The organism is Aureibacillus halotolerans, assembly GCF_004363045.1.
Taxonomy (GTDB): domain Bacteria; phylum Bacillota; class Bacilli; order Bacillales; family DSM-28697; genus Aureibacillus; species Aureibacillus halotolerans.
The window spans coordinates 168,050-182,629 of record NZ_SNYJ01000006.1; the positions used below are offsets into that span (position 1 = coordinate 168,050).

Here is a 14,580-nt window from a genome sequence, read left to right on the forward strand (position 1 = left end):
GTTGTTTTGCCCTACGCCTCCTAAGCGTTCATCAAAAGAAGTGCCTGGCGAACGGACATTCCAACTTTTGCACCCTTTTCGATAGCTGCATTTGTGACGGATTCTAACGGGGCGTTTAAAAGATCATCTATGGTTCGAACGCCTACAGCCCGTCCAGCCAAAATGCGACGCTCGGCAAGTTTCTCGTTAAGTAGGGCAACATCCAGAGCACCACACATGACATAACCAAGATCTCCGGTAACGGCCATAAAATTTGTTTTTGGTAGCTTAACAACAACAGCAGTAAAAGACTTCCCCTCAACTTGGATAGGAGTCAAAGTAACCATGTCGTCCCCTCCTTTCACAGTAGTTTATGAAGGGAAGGGAACAGAAGTGTGCCCGTTTACTGCGGTTCGTCAGGGTTTGAAATGGCCCATGCGAGCAAATCACGCATCATTTCTGGAACGTAATACTCCTTATTTGGAAGCCTGACAATTGATGGATAGAGATGACCGAACGTAAACATATCAATTGTACCAACGCGATAGTCACGATCAAGGTCAATCGGCGCCCCATGAATGGTAATCGATGCAATACTTGTTGAGCCATCTTTATGGCGATCAATCTGGAATTCAAGCCCATCGTAGACCATGACGCCCATTTGTTTGCCTCGGAAACCGAGCCCTTTAATAGGCATTTGAATTTTTTCGTTCGTTGCCGCATCACGCACAATTTCCTGAAGAAGCTGACCGTTGATCGTGAGCGCACATGGGTTAATTGGATGTGGACAAGCGGTGTGAATGTCCATTTGCGTGACAGAGCCCTTCGGCAAGTCTGCAAGCAACAACCCCGCGTTCACCATTCCGATATCTGCATCGCACCAGGAACGTAAGGTTTTGGCCAGCAGCTTTGAGAAATTGGTTTCTTTAAACCAATCGTGAATGAGAGGGACCGCACGTGACGCAATCGGTATTTGCATGTCTTCCTTTGCTTGAGCAGAAAGAGCATCAAGCATTTCGCTCATTGCTGCTGAGCCTTCTCCTCTGTCGCTCTTGTGAAGCGTCATAGTCGAATCAACCAGTGCATGTTGATCGAAACACAACGTGGTCTGCCCGACATATTCGCCGAAACGTCCCCCTTGTGCGATCTTGCAATGAGCATGTGTTTCGCCATCTGGCAGCACGTGATGCGTATGGGCACCAAGGATAACATTAAGCTCTGGAAATGCTTGTGCAAGCGCCACATCTGCTGGGTACCCAAGGTGCGATAGAAGAACAATCGCATGAACACGAGGCTCTACTTCTGCAATGATTTCAGCCAATACGTCCTCAGGTGATTGAACAGTCCAGCCAAGAAGCGTATAAAAATGATTGAATGGTGCTGTTAGACCAATGAGTGCCATTTTTGTCCCTTGTTTTGTCGTATGAATGACGTAAGGTTTGCACCAGTCTGGTCTTCGTTTCGACAGAGTCTCATAAAGGTTGGCCACAATCAGCGGAAAATCAGCTTCCTCATAAAGTTCATCAAGCTGCTCTTTTTCCAACGTAATTCCTTCATTATTGCCTAGCGTTGCGTATTGATAATGGAGTTTGTTCATCAGCCGAACATTCATCTTTCCATTGGACGCTTCAGAAATAAGATGTGATCGGTCCATATGATCTCCTAAATCAATGGTGATGTGCTCTTGACCCAAATCATCGATATCCGTTCTGAGGCGCCTAATCGTTTCTGCATTTTGAGAGAAATTCTCAAAATGACTATGGAAATCGTTCGTATGAATGATTTGAATGACTTCTCTCATGCATTACGCCCCCTTTCATTCAATCAAATAGTGTAAGCTGTTTCGGGGCTAGCAATGCACTTTGATCAAGACCAAGCATCTCAATAAATTGCTTCGCATTCGGCACGGCGTCCCCAGCTGAATTATTATTAAAAAGCACGTATACGTCGTTGGATTCCTCCGCCATTCGCTGAACGATAGGAACCCATTCCTTCAGTTCCTGTGGCGTGTAGCGATATAGGCAGCGAACTTTCCGCCATTCCTCACGACTCCGTCCTTGTCTACGCCACCCTTCCACATTTCGCCCATGAAATCGAAGTACGTTCGCTTCTTTTGACGTCGTGACGGGTACGGGAGGAATAGACCCATCACCTGCTTGTGGTTCATCACAAACACTGTTCATCCAACCTTCTTTAGTCATGAATTGGAGCGTTTTTTCTCGCATACCCTCTTGAAACCATGATGTATGGCGAAACTCCAATGCGAGCGGAAACCCTTCTAAACGCATTTTCATATCTTTCAAAATGGCCACATTCGTTGACGTACAATTGAACCAAGGTGGAAACTGACAAAGCAGAGCGCCAAGGCGTCCAGATGATCTCATCGGTTCAATTGAATGCACGTATGCGTCGTACAGCTCATCGATTGATTGAAACGGTCCTTCCCCGCGAATATGACCAGTCATTTGCTGAAACAGCTTTACGATAAACCGAAACGTTTCTGGTGTCTGTTCAAGCCAACGAAGATAATTTTTTTGGGGCTGGATGGCATAAAACGAGCTATCCACCTCAACGACCGGGAAATGACTGCTGTAAGCCTCAAGCTTCTCACTCGCCGGTGTTTTCTCGTATAAGGCATCATGGTCGCCCCAGCCTGTGACTCCTACATAGATCATGCTTTCGATCCTTTCGTTGTATGCTATGCTTATTGTACCAAAATTCGTAGCCATCCGAATAATGTCTGCTTGTTAAATCTTTCCCTACCCTTACTGTTTTAGGAGGATGATGCATGAATTCGAGCCAAACAGATACAACATTTCATTTTAAAACAGACTCTTTGGATGCCCACATGAGTCAGATCGAATCGTGGGTGATGGAGCAATTTGACGGGGCTATACTGCTTGAATACATGAAAGAAGAAGTCGTGGGAAATGCTCGGGGTGTGCGAAAAAATGCCGAGATGTTCAACAAGAGCGATCTGTTAACCCCAATTGGTCAACTGCTCCTAAAGGGCTTTTTCGAACAAAGCGGGTGGACGTACAAAGTCGTGGTAATAAAACCTGATGAACACATTTAAAAGAAGGGGCGTCCCTATGTCACGCGAATGACATTTTGGACAGCCCCTTCTTCCTATTTAAACGATTCACGACAGAGAGCCTTTTGCACAAAAAACCTACGCTGACTTTTTATGTGCCATAGATGACGAGCTTGTCTTTCTAAAATTAAAGACGATGTTTAGAAAAATGGCGGTCAAGCTTCCTAGCACAATGCCACTATCCGTTAGAATTTGCACACTTTCATCAAATCCTGCGAACACCTCTGGAACAACGGTTACACCGAGACCCATCCCAACAGAGCAAGCCACTATCAACAAGTTTTGCTGAAGATTAAAATCCACGCGACTTAGCATTTTAATTCCATAAGCTATGACCATGCCAAACATAGCGATCATGGCCCCGCCAAGTACCGGCTTTGGAATGGCAAGCGTGAGCGCACCGATTTTAGGAACAAGCCCAAGCAGGATGAGCATACCTCCCGCTGTATAAATGACATTGTTCGTACGGATTCCTGACAGCTGAATCAACCCTACGTTTTGTGAGAACGTCGTATAAGGAAAGGCGTTGAAAATACCTCCAAGGAAAATGGCAAGACCTTCGGCACGGTAGCCTTTTTCCAGATCCTTCTCATCAATCTTCTTCTCACAAATGTCTCCAAGCGCAAAATACACTCCTGTCGATTCAACCAAACTTACAATTGCCACTAAAATCATCGTAAGAATCGGGATGAGATGGAATTCTGGTGTTCCGAAATGGAATGGCGTAGGCAAGTGAAGCCATGAGCTTCCAGCAACAGCAGATAAGTCAACCATGCCGAAGAAGGATGCAATAATGGTTCCGGCTAATATACCGATGAGAATCGCAATAGACTGCATAAACCCTTTGGCAAAACGAAAGATCACCAGAATGATGAGCAATGTCCCAAAGCCTAACACTAGGTTCGTGAGGCTTCCAAAATCCGCACTCCCCTGTCCGCCAGCCAAATCATTCATAGCGACAGGAATGAGCGTAATCCCAATCACTGTGACAACACTGCCTGTTACGACGGGGGGAAAGAAGCGAATCAGCTTACTGAAATACTTCGCAATCAACACAACCACAAGTCCTGAGACAATGATTGCTCCATACACTGAAGTAATGCCATATTCATTCCCAATCGCAATAATGGGGCCAACCGCAGTAAAGGTACAGCCAAGGACGACCGGTAACCCTATGCCCGTGAATCTGTTTTTCCACACTTGAAGAATACTGGCAACACCACACATCAGAATATCAATGGAGATCAAGTACGTTAGCTGTTCGGTTGTGAGCCCGATGCCTGCACCAACAATGAGTGGCACGATGACAGCACCTGCATACATCGCCAATACATGCTGAATGCCTAATGAAGCGATTTTTCCTTTTGTCAGGTTCATCGGATGGTCTCCTCTTCCGTTGCAAATTGAATGGTTTGATTGTTTAATGAGGCAATTCTTGCAAGTGAATCAACGCGATACCCTTTTTCTCGCAAGAGCATGCCACCGTCCTGAAATGCCTTTTCAATGACGATGCCAATGCCAGCCACTTCTGCTCCTGCTTTATCGATGAGGTCAATAAGAGCCAACGCAGCTTGTCCATTTGCGAGAAAATCGTCAATGACCAACACACGGTCTGTTTGATCGACAAATTTGTTAGACATCGAAATGTCCGTCGTTTCCTGTTTTGTATACGAGTAAACCGATGACGTGATCAATCCTTCTGTCAGCGTTAAGGATTTCTTCTTACGTGCAAACACCACAGGCACACCCATCACAAGCCCTGTCATTACCGCCGGTGCAATGCCAGACGATTCAAGAGTAACAATTTTTGTGACCTTCTCATCCTGATAGCGGGTCGCAAATTCTTTCCCGATTTCACTCATCAGCTGGGGATCAATCTGATGGTTTAGAAACCGATCGACCTTAAGCACCGTCTCAGAAAGCGCTATTCCTTCCTCAACAATCTTTTTCTGCAACAGCTCCATGGGGTCACCTCATCCAATTCATTTTATCTAGGGCGTGTCTGAGAACTCTGAAGGGATCAGATGTTGCCAAATTTTCGTTTCAAGCAAGGCGCTTTTTCGCAGGCGTACCGGACGTACGTCAAGGAAATGGAACGCAGCAGGGGACGAAAAGGCGGTGACAGATGCCTCTTAGCGAGTTTTAAGACACGCCATAGCAATACACAACATAAAAAAACCAAAGATCTCCATACTCATCCGTATGAGATGAGCAAGGGCCTTTGGTTTTGAATAGGCGATCAAAAATAGAATCACACAAATAAACCGACTCTGGCAACCATTGCTCACTCATAGTCAGGGTATTTACGGTATCCTGGTAGAAACGTTTAGGCCATATTCCTAAAATTATACGAGTGATAGGTATTACGTTTTATAAAAGATAAGTCATATTGTACCATGTTATTAGGGTTTGACAAGATTTTTTTTGATTCTCCTTTTGTACGCTTGTAAGAGGCGTAATAAACAATTTATTATCGGAGTCTTAGTGGTCCTGCGGTACGATCGTAGTTTTGACAAAAAGTAAGATTAATGCTAGAAAGATAATAATACTTGTGATGATTGCGGTCATAGGAGGGGGAATAGGAGCTTATTTTGCCGCGCTACTTCAAAGAAGCGATGAAAAATAGTATCTCGATACGAAATTCAAGTGAATACGACGAGTATTTGTAGAATTAATCACTTAAAAAATGAGCAACTCGGGGTGGCGTCATACATGATAGAGATATTTTTTGTCGGTTTAGTACTCGCAATTTCACCAGGCCCAGACTTTTTCCTCCTAACTAGCAACACACTCTCGCACGGAAAGAAAATTGGGTTCTTAACATTACTCGGTAACAGAGTGAGTTTTACAATGCATTTAACATTCGCCTTGTTAGGTTTATCGATAATATTACAACAATCGGTCATTCTATTTACCATAATTAAGACATTAGGTGCTCTATACTTAATTTACATTGGCATTACTAAATTAAAAAGTAGTTACTCTTCTTTCAAAAATAAGAAGGGCATACTAAAACCTAAAAGCTATAAAATCGGAAATTTACATGCTTGCAGAATGGGATTTTTAAGCAATTTCCTAAACCCCAAAGTAAGTATATTCTTTCTAAGTGTATTTCCTCAATTTGTTTCACCTGAACAAATTGCGAGCCAACCATTCTTCATTGCGGCAGTCATATTAATCGCGAATAGTTCATGGTATGTTTTTGCAATTTGCGTAGTTGGCCTCAGTTTTATTAAAAGATTGTTCCTCAAGTTTCAACTGTATCTCGATCTCTTATTCGGACTTGTTTTTGTTATCTATGGTGTACGCTTAATATCTGAAGAAATTCATCATGTATTAACACAACTCTCACACTTTAGATTTGGGAGAACCGCTTAGTTATTGCGTGGTAAAAGGGCAATCCATTGTTGGGGTTGCTTTTTTTACTAGCTGTCATACACTCGCTTTTACGATACAACACTGGCAATCACAATCTCAGAGGAGAAACGATTGTGGATCTGTTGCCAGGAGATGGTTTTGGCACAAGCCTGCCACTGCTGGATTCGCGAGTGTTTTCCAACGACAATCAATGCCGTTGGATAAATGCGACCGTTTAGGTCCGGCTTAGCTTACCAACACAGGCACTACTTCACTAAACTAAACACTATGGTCGCTAAAAAACTGGCATTCTTTTGGAATGTAACCGTAATCGACTGTCGGCCTGACTGTCAAGCACTACTTATTAGGTTTGGTCCATGTTATAGTCCTATATTTTTCTTTAACCCCATATATGATCCACTATTAGGGAAATTTTGATTGACCATATCAATGAATTTCTCAGAAAAACCATACCTTTCAAGGTGGTTAATAGAAACCATTTGAACATCACTAATTGGGTTCTCATCAAATTCATTTGTTGGTAACTTAATCTCACCACTAATTCTTTTAACTAAAAAAGAGACGTGGATAACAGCCGGTACATTAGTAGGTACTTCACACACATACAAAAGCTTGATTACTTCAATCGATAATCCAGTTTCCTCCAAAAACTCTCTAATTAAAGCAGTTTCTAAGGATTCTCCTTGTTCAAGTCTACCTCCAGGTAAGGACCAATTTCTTGAGGGGGACACTGTTTGTTTTACCAATACTATTTTGTCTACTTCTATCAATATCCCAGTCACTCTTATTTGTATCGAATCAGACATTTAACTTCTCCTCAATCGACTCTAAATGAAGCAAAAAGAATTTTGTGTTCACTATTAGAAGCATCTAGAGTGAATTTGTTTTTGAAATTGTAATATTTATTTTTTTCATACATTTATCATTATAAACTACATTAAGGCAACAATTAACTCCGGACTACTTAATCGTTAGAGTCGCAGGTATTTTAATGAAGAGTATGATGTTGAAAGTTTACCGAATCAAATATAAAACATTCTCTGCCTTATATTTGAAACCATATAACGATTTTGCTCCGAAAAGAATCTCCCACTTCAATCAGCTGTTTGTAAGCCAAAGTCACGTCCTTGACTGATCACAGCAAGTCAATTTTACCATTGCTAATTCTCACTTTTTCTCAATAATGGACTTTCAACCCTACAGTTTCTTGAAGTAAAGTCCTTATCTTCATGCTTCTTCACTTGAATATGCAAGTTATGACACTATACAAAAAAAGGCGAACTAGTTAAGTTCGCCTCCTACACTAAAAGATCATTTGAAGTGGCACGAAATTGGCACACTTCATAATCCTCGTATTTAATTCTAACCGAAACCCCCTATGAATAAAGGGGTCAAGCTTATTAACCGATCGACCCTTCCATCTCGAACTTAATGAGACGGTTCATTTCCACGGCATACTCCATTGGGAGCTCGCGTGTGAATGGTTCGATGAAGCCCATGACGATCATTTCAGTCGCTTCTTGCTCTGAAATGCCACGGCTCATGAGGTAGAACAACTGCTCTTCGGACACTTTAGAGACTTTAGCCTCGTGCTCAAGAGAAATGTTTTCGTTCATAATTTCGTTGTAAGGAATCGTATCTGATGTGGATTCGTTATCCATGATGAGCGTATCACACTCGATGTTGGAGCGTGCTCCATCAGCTTTACGACCAAAGTGAACAATCCCACGGTACGTTACTTTACCGCCATGCTTCGAAATGGATTTGGAGACGATCGTAGATGACGTATCAGGTGCGATATGCGTCATTTTCGCGCCAGCATCTTGATGCTGCCCTTTGCCCGCAATTGCAATCGATAGCGTCAAACCTCTAGCTCCACGGCCACGCAGGATACATGCTGGGTATTTCATCGTTAACTTCGATCCAATGTTGCCGTCAATCCATTCCATTGTGCCGTTTTCGTCGACCACCGTACGTTTTGTTACGAGGTTGAAGACGTTGTTGGCCCAGTTTTGGATCGTTGTGTAACGGCAATAGGCATTTTTCTTAACGATGATCTCAACAACCGCTGAGTGCAATGAGTTCGTTGTATACACAGGTGCGGTACACCCCTCAACATAATGCACTGAAGAATCCTCATCTGCAATAATTAACGTACGCTCAAACTGCCCCATGTTTTCAGAGTTAATTCTGAAGTAGGCTTGCAACGGTGTGTCACATTTAATGCCTTTTGGCACGTAGATGAACGAGCCGCCAGACCATACCGCTGAGTTCAAAGCAGAAAATTTGTTGTCTGAAGGCGGGATAACCGTTCCAAAATACTCACGGAACAAGTCTTCATTTTCTTTCAGCGCTGAGTCTGTGTCTTTGAAAACGATGCCCATGTCTTTAAGGTCTTCTTGCATGTTGTGGTACACAACTTCAGATTCGTACTGAGCCGATACCCCAGCAAGATATTTTTGCTCTGCCTCTGGAATTCCTAGTTTGTCAAACGTACGTTTGATTTCTTCTGGAACCTCATCCCAAGAACGCTCTGAACGCTCTGATGGTTTGACGTAATAAGTGATTTCATCAAAATTCAACTCACCTAAGTCGCCGCCCCATTGAGGCATCGGCATTTTATAAAACATCTCAAGAGATTTTAAACGGAAATCAAGCATCCATTGAGGTTCTTCTTTTATCTTCGAAATTTCTTCAACAATTTCTTTCGTCAAGCCACGCTTTGAACGGAAAATCGATACGTCCTTGTCATGGAATCCGTATTTGTAATCGCCAATCTCAGGCATTTTCTTCGCCATGCGTTTTCCCTCCTATGCCTTATTTTCGGCAGGCTTTGTGTAAACAGCATGCGGACCTTGTTAGTAAAGTGTATCAAAGTCGCGTTGCTTTGAAAAGGGAGAGGGTCATCGACATCTCTCCACAATCACAGCATTACTTCTGATTCTCTTCGATACCTTTTTCAAGGGCCTTCCATGCCAGTGTCGCGCATTTGATTCGTGCAGGAAATTTTGCAACACCTTGAAGGGCTTCAATATCTCCCAAATCATGCTCCGTGCTGTATTCCTTGCCTTGAACCATTTCAGAAAAGGTTTCCGACATCTCGAGTGCTTCTTTGAGGTCTTTGCCTTTAATCGACTGTGTCATCATTGAAGCTGAGGAAAGTGAAATCGAGCAACCTTCCCCATCAAATCGAGCATCGCTTACCTTGCCATCTTTTATGGTCAGCTGCAATTGAATACGATCTCCACAGGTCGGATTATTCATATGAATGGTCACTGAGCTATCTTCAAGAATGCCTTTATTGCGCGGATTTTTGTAATGATCCATAATCACAGTCCGATACAATGCATCGAGATTAGGAAAGGACATCGCCAAAATACTCCTTCGCCTGTCGCAGACCCTTCACAAGAGAATCGACGTCATTTTTCGTGTTATACAAGTAAAAGCTTGCCCGCGCGGTTGCGGTCACATTCAACCATTTCATCAATGGTTGTGCGCAATGATGACCTGCTCGAACAGCAATGCCATTCATATCGAGAATAGTGGCCACATCGTGAGGGTGAACATTGTCAAGATTAAATGTCACCACACCTGCACGATGCTCTGGTCCATACAGTGTTAAGCCACCAAATTGCTGAAGCTGATCCATCGCATATAACGCCAAGTCATGTTCATGCGCAAGAATCGCATCCATGCCAATATCATTTAAAAAGTCAATGGCTGCACCTAAGCCGATGGCACCTGCAATGATGGGAGTTCCCCCTTCAAACTTCCAAGGGAGCTCCTTCCACGTTGATTCATAGAGATCAACGAAGTCGATCATTTCGCCACCAAACTCAGCAGGCTCCATGTTTTCTAATAACTCTTTCTTGCCATAGAGCACACCAATACCAGTTGGTGCACACATTTTGTGACCAGAGAATGCAAAGAAGTCACAGTCAAGCTCTTGTACGTCAACCTTCATGTGCGGCGTGCTTTGGGCGCCATCGACCATCATCACCGCTCCATGTCGGTGTGCAACCTCCGCAATTTCTTTCACTGGGTTGATTACGCCGAACACATTCGACACGTGAACGACAGATACAATTTTAGTCTTCTCTGTAATCGTCTTCTCAACAGCCGCCAGCGAGATGGATCCATCGTCCTCAAGCGGAATATACGATAACGTCGCTCCTGTCTGCTTAGCGACTTGCTGCCAAGGGATGAGGTTACTGTGGTGCTCCATTGGCGTAATCACGATCTCGTCACCCTCAGTCAGATTCGCCCTCGCATAACTCGTTGCCACTGTGTTAATGGCTGTCGTTGTGCCACGGGTGAAAATGATTTCTTCTAGAGACGAGGCGTTGATAAACGCTCGAACCTTTTCTCGCGCGCCTTCGTAAGCATCCGTTGCTTGTGTACCAAGCGTATGGACGCCTCGATGGACATTCGAATTACACGTTTTATAATACCGTTCAACCGCTTCGATGACTTGAAACGGCTTTTGCGATGTTGCCGCACTGTCCAAATAAACGAGCGGATGACCGTTCACGTTCTGGTCCAATAAAGGGAACTGCTTTTTAAGAGTAGCATCCACCATTAGGATAGCTTCCTCTCAATTACGGCAGCCAATTGTTTTTGCACAGCTTCGATTGGAAGCTCCTTTAAAACAGGGGCAAGGAACCCACGAATAACAAGGCGTTCAGCCTCCGTTCGAGAAATCCCTCGACTCATAAGATAAAAAAGCTGAGATGGATCTACACGTCCAACAGAAGCTGCATGTCCAGCTGTTACATCATCTTCTTCAATAAGAAGGATCGGGTTCGCATCTCCGCGTGCACGATCGTTTAGCATGAGTACACGTGACGTCTGCTCAGCATTTGCTTTGACTGCTCCGTGTTCAATCTTCCCGATGCCATTAAAGATAGAGCTCGCACTATCTTTCATCACGCCATGCTGAAGGATATACCCTTCTGACGCTTTACCATAATGTGTAATGTTGGTTGAGAAGTTTTGCTTTTGCTCGCCTCTCCCAACAGAAACAGATTTGGTGTCTCCATATGAATTATCACCCATAAGAAGCGTAAGGTTGTCAGAGATTGTGTCTCCTTCATTCATTTGACCAAGGGCCCAATCAATGCGTGCATCACGGTGCGCAATGCCACGACGATTAATATAAGACGTCATTGAGCTTGCTAGAAGATCAACCGCGCCAAACTTCACCTGAGCGTTATTTTTAGCAATGACTTCAGCTACAATGTTGCCCACCGCATGCTCATTTCCTGTCGACATATTGCTCTCAACATAGGTAACAGCAGCATTTTCTTCTGCCACAATGAGGACGTGATTGAAGAACCCAGCACCTTCTGCTTCGTTCCAGTAGACAGCTTGTAGAGGCTCCTCAATGACAACATTTTTTGGCACATAGAGGAAGGCTCCTCCATTTACAAAAGCCGCATGCAATGCCGTAAGACGGTGCTCATCTGCTTTAACAGCTTCGTTTAAATAATACGATTTGACGAGGTCACTATGTTCCTTCAATGCCGTGTTTAAGTCCGTAAACACAACACCCTTGTCAGCTAAGTCTTTAGAGAGTGATTGATATACAGCATGTTGATCCTTCAAAATGAGCAGATTTTCCGCAGGTTTCTCAGGATTGACAACTGTTTTTAATTGCTCTGGAAGCTGATCCAATGACGATAAATTGGATGCTGGCAACTCATAGGTGAAATCAGTAAAATTCCACCGTTTAATGCTCGTTTTATCAGGGGAAGGCATCGGTAGCGCATTTAGATTAGACAATGCTGCCAACCGTGCTTCTAAAAACCACGCAGGCTCTCCCCGCTGATCTGAAAATGTACGTACCTCTTTTTCATCAAATGAAATAATATTCGTTTCCACAGCCAAGGGGACTCCTCCTTTCAATTATGCTTTTTGTTCAACCGTTTCATCTTCAATGCCAAGCTCTTGCTTAATCCATTCATATCCCTGTGCTTCTAATTTTTGCGCGAGCTCTTTGCCACCAGATTTCACAACGCGACCTTGCATCATCACGTGGACAAAATCAGGCTCGATATAATTTAATAGGCGTTGGTAATGCGTAATGATTAAGCATCCAAACGCATCGCCTCTCATTTTGTTAATTCCTTTAGAAACAACCTTCAATGCATCAATGTCTAAACCAGAGTCAATCTCATCAAGAATGCCAATTGCTGGCTCAATCATCATAAGCTGAAGGATTTCATTGCGTTTTTTCTCCCCGCCGGAAAAGCCTTCATTTAAATAACGCTGTGCCATGTTTTTATCCATTTCAAGAAAGTCCATCGTCGCGTCCATTTGCTTAATAAAAGGCATTAATTGAACTTCATTTCCTTCTCCACGATGCGCATTCATGCTAGAACGAAGGAAGTCAGACGTGGTAACCCCACTAATCTCACTCGGGTATTGCATCCCAAGGAATAGGCCGGCTTTCGCACGTTCGTCAACTTCCATTTCAAGAACGTCCTCACCATCCATAGTGATGGATCCTTTTGTCACTTCATACTTAGGATGCCCCATGATTGCTGAAGCCAAAGTAGACTTACCCGTCCCGTTTGGTCCCATGACTGCATGGATTTCACCTGATTTAATTTCGAGGTTTACCCCTTTTAAAATTTCCTTGCCTTCAATTTCAACATGAAGATCGGTAATTTTTAATACTGATGACATTTTTTATACCTCCACTATATTGATTCACTGTCGAAAAACCGACAGCTATTCTCATTTTATTCTCATTCTAATTTTATAACATTTTAAATCTAGTTTCAACCTGCCTGTCTCATCAACATGTACAAGTAAACTCATACCCTCCATTATACTGAACTATTCACTATTATTAAAGCTTGGTGTTACTGAGGGATCATTCCACAAATCGAACCCCTGTAGTATCGCCTTTCTAGGATTGATTAAGCAAGGATGATAGCTCGCATTAAGCTTAAAAGAACTACAATCTAATATTGTAGTTACTTTTGATACAAGCTGCCATACGCTCGCTTTCACCCTAAAGGGTACAAGTGCATCATCGACTCAAAAAGACTTCGTCGTGATTTCTTTGCCGCCTGGCTTCTGCTACGCCTCCTCGATCGCATACTGCGCTCTGCGGAGCCTCGCTTGTGGCATCTTTTAATGCTGGCCTCATGATATGATGTGACATGAATAAAAACGCAGTAACAAACCTCAGCGTAGTCAACATACGTACACTCCTGCGGCAAAGAAAAAACAACCAGAAATGTCCTGGCTGTTTAGTGTTGTTTCTATCATCTATTTAGCTTTTGATCGCGTTGAGACGTTCACACTCTTCCGCAAGCTGCTGACTTTTAGCATAGTTTTTCTCACGTCGTTTTTCAACTTCTAGCAAAGTGTCTAACTTACGCCCATACTCTGCAAAGCAGCAACCGTGCGTGGACATCAGGCCTCGTTCCATTTCCTGTGTGTACGTCAATTGTAAAGGTGTAATGTAAGGTCATCCCTTTCTGTGCTATAGGGCACATAAAAACTTTAGCACAGTAACGGATATATCTCAAAATCCCATACAATCCGTTTCAAGACCTCTAAGATGCTCTGTGAGCTTGTGAGCCATTCTGACATTCTTTTTGTGAAAATAGCTACCGATCCTTCTACTTTACTGCGGATGTTGTGTACTGCCTAAATCCTGAAGGCACTCTTGCACGAGTGTAACCCCCTGGCTCATGGCAGCACCTCCTGCAAATGCTGCCGCAATTCCAACGACCTCTAATACCTCTTTATCACTTGCCTTTTGATCAATACAACCCTTTGTATGATAAATAATGCAATACTCGTCCTGCGTGGCGATCGAAATTCCTAAAGCAATGAGTTGCTTCTCTTTTTTCGTTAATTCTCCCTCTGAAAAGCACGCCTCTGTAAAGGCATTGTACTGATGAATGAGATCTGGCATACGTTCATGCATACGACCAATCCCCATCTTATAATCCTGCAAAGCAGCTTCTGAGTATGTGGTTTCATTATGCTCCAACATCAATTCCTCCTTCATTTCATTTTCTTTACGTTGCTCTCTAGAGCGACTTATTATCCGCTTGAAATGAAAAAGAAGCTGATATAAATGAGGAAACTGTTGACTCTACTGCCTGAGC

The 14,580-nt window shown here is 43.3% G+C and carries 15 protein-coding genes and 1 riboswitch; of the genes, 2 read left to right on the forward strand and 13 right to left on the reverse strand.

All coding sequences use genetic code 11. The features are described from left to right. Nucleotides 1–20: 20 nt before the first annotated feature. The 3 genes from EV213_RS09340 to EV213_RS09350 are packed head-to-tail and all read right to left on the reverse strand — an operon-like array spanning nucleotide 21 to nucleotide 2,654. A complete protein-coding gene (locus EV213_RS09340) occupies nucleotides 21–326 on the reverse strand; it encodes a YunC family protein (protein WP_133580255.1) in 306 nt (101 codons plus the stop codon). Between the two features lie 56 nt (nucleotides 327–382). Beyond that, on the reverse strand, nucleotides 383–1,780 hold the full coding sequence (locus EV213_RS09345; RefSeq protein ID WP_133580256.1) for a bifunctional metallophosphatase/5'-nucleotidase: 1,398 nt from the start codon (nucleotides 1,778–1,780) through the stop codon (nucleotides 383–385). A gap of 19 nt (nucleotides 1,781–1,799) precedes the next feature. Further along, the gene (locus tag EV213_RS09350) at nucleotides 1,800–2,654 is read right to left on the reverse strand and encodes a DUF72 domain-containing protein (RefSeq protein ID WP_133580257.1); all 855 of its coding nucleotides are present in this window, start codon (nucleotides 2,652–2,654) and stop codon (nucleotides 1,800–1,802) included. 113 nt (nucleotides 2,655–2,767) lie between these two features. Here EV213_RS09350 and EV213_RS09355 point away from each other — a divergent pair, with 113 nt between their 5' ends. Further along, nucleotides 2,768–3,055: a hypothetical protein gene (locus EV213_RS09355; RefSeq protein WP_133580258.1), complete on the forward strand. Its 288-nt coding sequence runs from the start codon at nucleotides 2,768–2,770 to the stop codon at nucleotides 3,053–3,055. A gap of 96 nt (nucleotides 3,056–3,151) precedes the next feature. Here the strand turns inward: EV213_RS09355 and EV213_RS09360 are convergent, their stop codons facing one another. After that, nucleotides 3,152–4,450 carry a nucleobase:cation symporter-2 family protein gene (locus EV213_RS09360; RefSeq protein ID WP_133580259.1) on the reverse strand — a complete coding sequence of 433 codons (1,299 nt, stop codon included), beginning with the start codon at nucleotides 4,448–4,450 and terminating at the stop codon, nucleotides 3,152–3,154. Next, nucleotides 4,447–5,037, reverse strand: a complete 591-nt coding sequence (locus EV213_RS09365; RefSeq protein ID WP_133580260.1) for a xanthine phosphoribosyltransferase — start codon at nucleotides 5,035–5,037, stop codon at nucleotides 4,447–4,449. Before EV213_RS09365 ends, EV213_RS09360 begins: the two co-directional genes overlap by 4 nt. Nucleotides 5,038–5,344: 307 nt before the next feature. Further along, nucleotides 5,345–5,446: riboswitch (purine riboswitch) on the reverse strand. A 339-nt stretch (nucleotides 5,447–5,785) separates the two neighbouring features. Here EV213_RS09365 and EV213_RS09370 point away from each other — a divergent pair. Next, nucleotides 5,786–6,451, forward strand: coding sequence for a LysE family translocator (locus EV213_RS09370; protein ID WP_133580261.1), 666 nt, complete (start codon nucleotides 5,786–5,788; stop codon nucleotides 6,449–6,451). A 359-nt stretch (nucleotides 6,452–6,810) separates the two neighbouring features. Here the strand turns inward: EV213_RS09370 and EV213_RS09375 are convergent, their stop codons facing one another. From EV213_RS09375 to EV213_RS09405, 8 genes are all read right to left on the reverse strand, one after another. Continuing rightward, a complete protein-coding gene (locus EV213_RS09375; protein ID WP_133580262.1) occupies nucleotides 6,811–7,257 on the reverse strand; it encodes an NUDIX hydrolase in 447 nt (148 codons plus the stop codon). Between the two features lie 594 nt (nucleotides 7,258–7,851). Beyond that, nucleotides 7,852–9,249 (reverse strand): Fe-S cluster assembly protein SufB, encoded by a 1,398-nt coding sequence (sufB, locus tag EV213_RS09380; protein ID WP_133580263.1) that lies wholly within the window; start codon nucleotides 9,247–9,249, stop codon nucleotides 7,852–7,854. A gap of 133 nt (nucleotides 9,250–9,382) precedes the next feature. Beyond that, nucleotides 9,383–9,820 carry a Fe-S cluster assembly sulfur transfer protein SufU gene (gene sufU, locus EV213_RS09385; protein WP_133580264.1) on the reverse strand — a complete coding sequence of 146 codons (438 nt, stop codon included), beginning with the start codon at nucleotides 9,818–9,820 and terminating at the stop codon, nucleotides 9,383–9,385. Next, nucleotides 9,807–11,030 carry a cysteine desulfurase gene (locus tag EV213_RS09390; RefSeq protein ID WP_133580265.1) on the reverse strand — a complete coding sequence of 408 codons (1,224 nt, stop codon included), beginning with the start codon at nucleotides 11,028–11,030 and terminating at the stop codon, nucleotides 9,807–9,809. Before EV213_RS09390 ends, sufU begins: the two co-directional genes overlap by 14 nt. Further along, complete coding sequence (sufD, locus tag EV213_RS09395) at nucleotides 11,030–12,337, reverse strand: Fe-S cluster assembly protein SufD (protein WP_133580266.1); 1,308 nt, start codon at nucleotides 12,335–12,337, stop codon at nucleotides 11,030–11,032. The genes EV213_RS09390 and sufD overlap by 1 nt, the downstream gene beginning before the upstream one ends. Before the next feature lie 18 nt (nucleotides 12,338–12,355). Next, on the reverse strand, nucleotides 12,356–13,138 hold the full coding sequence (gene sufC / locus EV213_RS09400) for a Fe-S cluster assembly ATPase SufC (RefSeq protein ID WP_133580267.1): 783 nt from the start codon (nucleotides 13,136–13,138) through the stop codon (nucleotides 12,356–12,358). A gap of 595 nt (nucleotides 13,139–13,733) precedes the next feature. Beyond that, complete coding sequence (locus EV213_RS21410) at nucleotides 13,734–13,892, reverse strand: YuzK family famiily protein (protein ID WP_481725540.1); 159 nt, start codon at nucleotides 13,890–13,892, stop codon at nucleotides 13,734–13,736. A gap of 198 nt (nucleotides 13,893–14,090) precedes the next feature. Continuing rightward, the gene (locus EV213_RS09405) at nucleotides 14,091–14,462 is read right to left on the reverse strand and encodes a carboxymuconolactone decarboxylase family protein (protein ID WP_424923039.1); all 372 of its coding nucleotides are present in this window, start codon (nucleotides 14,460–14,462) and stop codon (nucleotides 14,091–14,093) included. Nucleotides 14,463–14,580 lie beyond the last annotated feature (118 nt).

What these genes read in the sequence shown, in the direction of transcription:
- EV213_RS09340 (WP_133580255.1), bottom strand. Translation starts at nt 326, where the DNA reads ATGGTTACTTTGACTCCTATCCAAGTTGAGGGGAAGTCTTTTACTGCT.
- EV213_RS09345 (WP_133580256.1), bottom strand. Translation starts at nt 1,780, where the DNA reads ATGAGAGAAGTCATTCAAATCATTCATACGAACGATTTCCATAGTCAT.
- EV213_RS09350 (WP_133580257.1), bottom strand. Translation starts at nt 2,654, where the DNA reads ATGATCTATGTAGGAGTCACAGGCTGGGGCGACCATGATGCCTTATAC.
- EV213_RS09355 (WP_133580258.1), top strand. Translation starts at nt 2,768, where the DNA reads ATGAATTCGAGCCAAACAGATACAACATTTCATTTTAAAACAGACTCT.
- EV213_RS09360 (WP_133580259.1), bottom strand. Translation starts at nt 4,450, where the DNA reads ATGAACCTGACAAAAGGAAAAATCGCTTCATTAGGCATTCAGCATGTA.
- EV213_RS09365 (WP_133580260.1), bottom strand. Translation starts at nt 5,037, where the DNA reads ATGGAGCTGTTGCAGAAAAAGATTGTTGAGGAAGGAATAGCGCTTTCT.
- EV213_RS09370 (WP_133580261.1), top strand. Translation starts at nt 5,786, where the DNA reads ATGATAGAGATATTTTTTGTCGGTTTAGTACTCGCAATTTCACCAGGC.
- EV213_RS09375 (WP_133580262.1), bottom strand. Translation starts at nt 7,257, where the DNA reads ATGTCTGATTCGATACAAATAAGAGTGACTGGGATATTGATAGAAGTA.
- sufB (WP_133580263.1), bottom strand. Translation starts at nt 9,249, where the DNA reads ATGGCGAAGAAAATGCCTGAGATTGGCGATTACAAATACGGATTCCAT.
- sufU (WP_133580264.1), bottom strand. Translation starts at nt 9,820, where the DNA reads ATGTCCTTTCCTAATCTCGATGCATTGTATCGGACTGTGATTATGGAT.
- EV213_RS09390 (WP_133580265.1), bottom strand. Translation starts at nt 11,030, where the DNA reads ATGGTGGATGCTACTCTTAAAAAGCAGTTCCCTTTATTGGACCAGAAC.
- sufC (WP_133580267.1), bottom strand. Translation starts at nt 13,138, where the DNA reads ATGTCATCAGTATTAAAAATTACCGATCTTCATGTTGAAATTGAAGGC.
- EV213_RS21410 (WP_481725540.1), bottom strand. Translation starts at nt 13,892, where the DNA reads ATGGAACGAGGCCTGATGTCCACGCACGGTTGCTGCTTTGCAGAGTAT.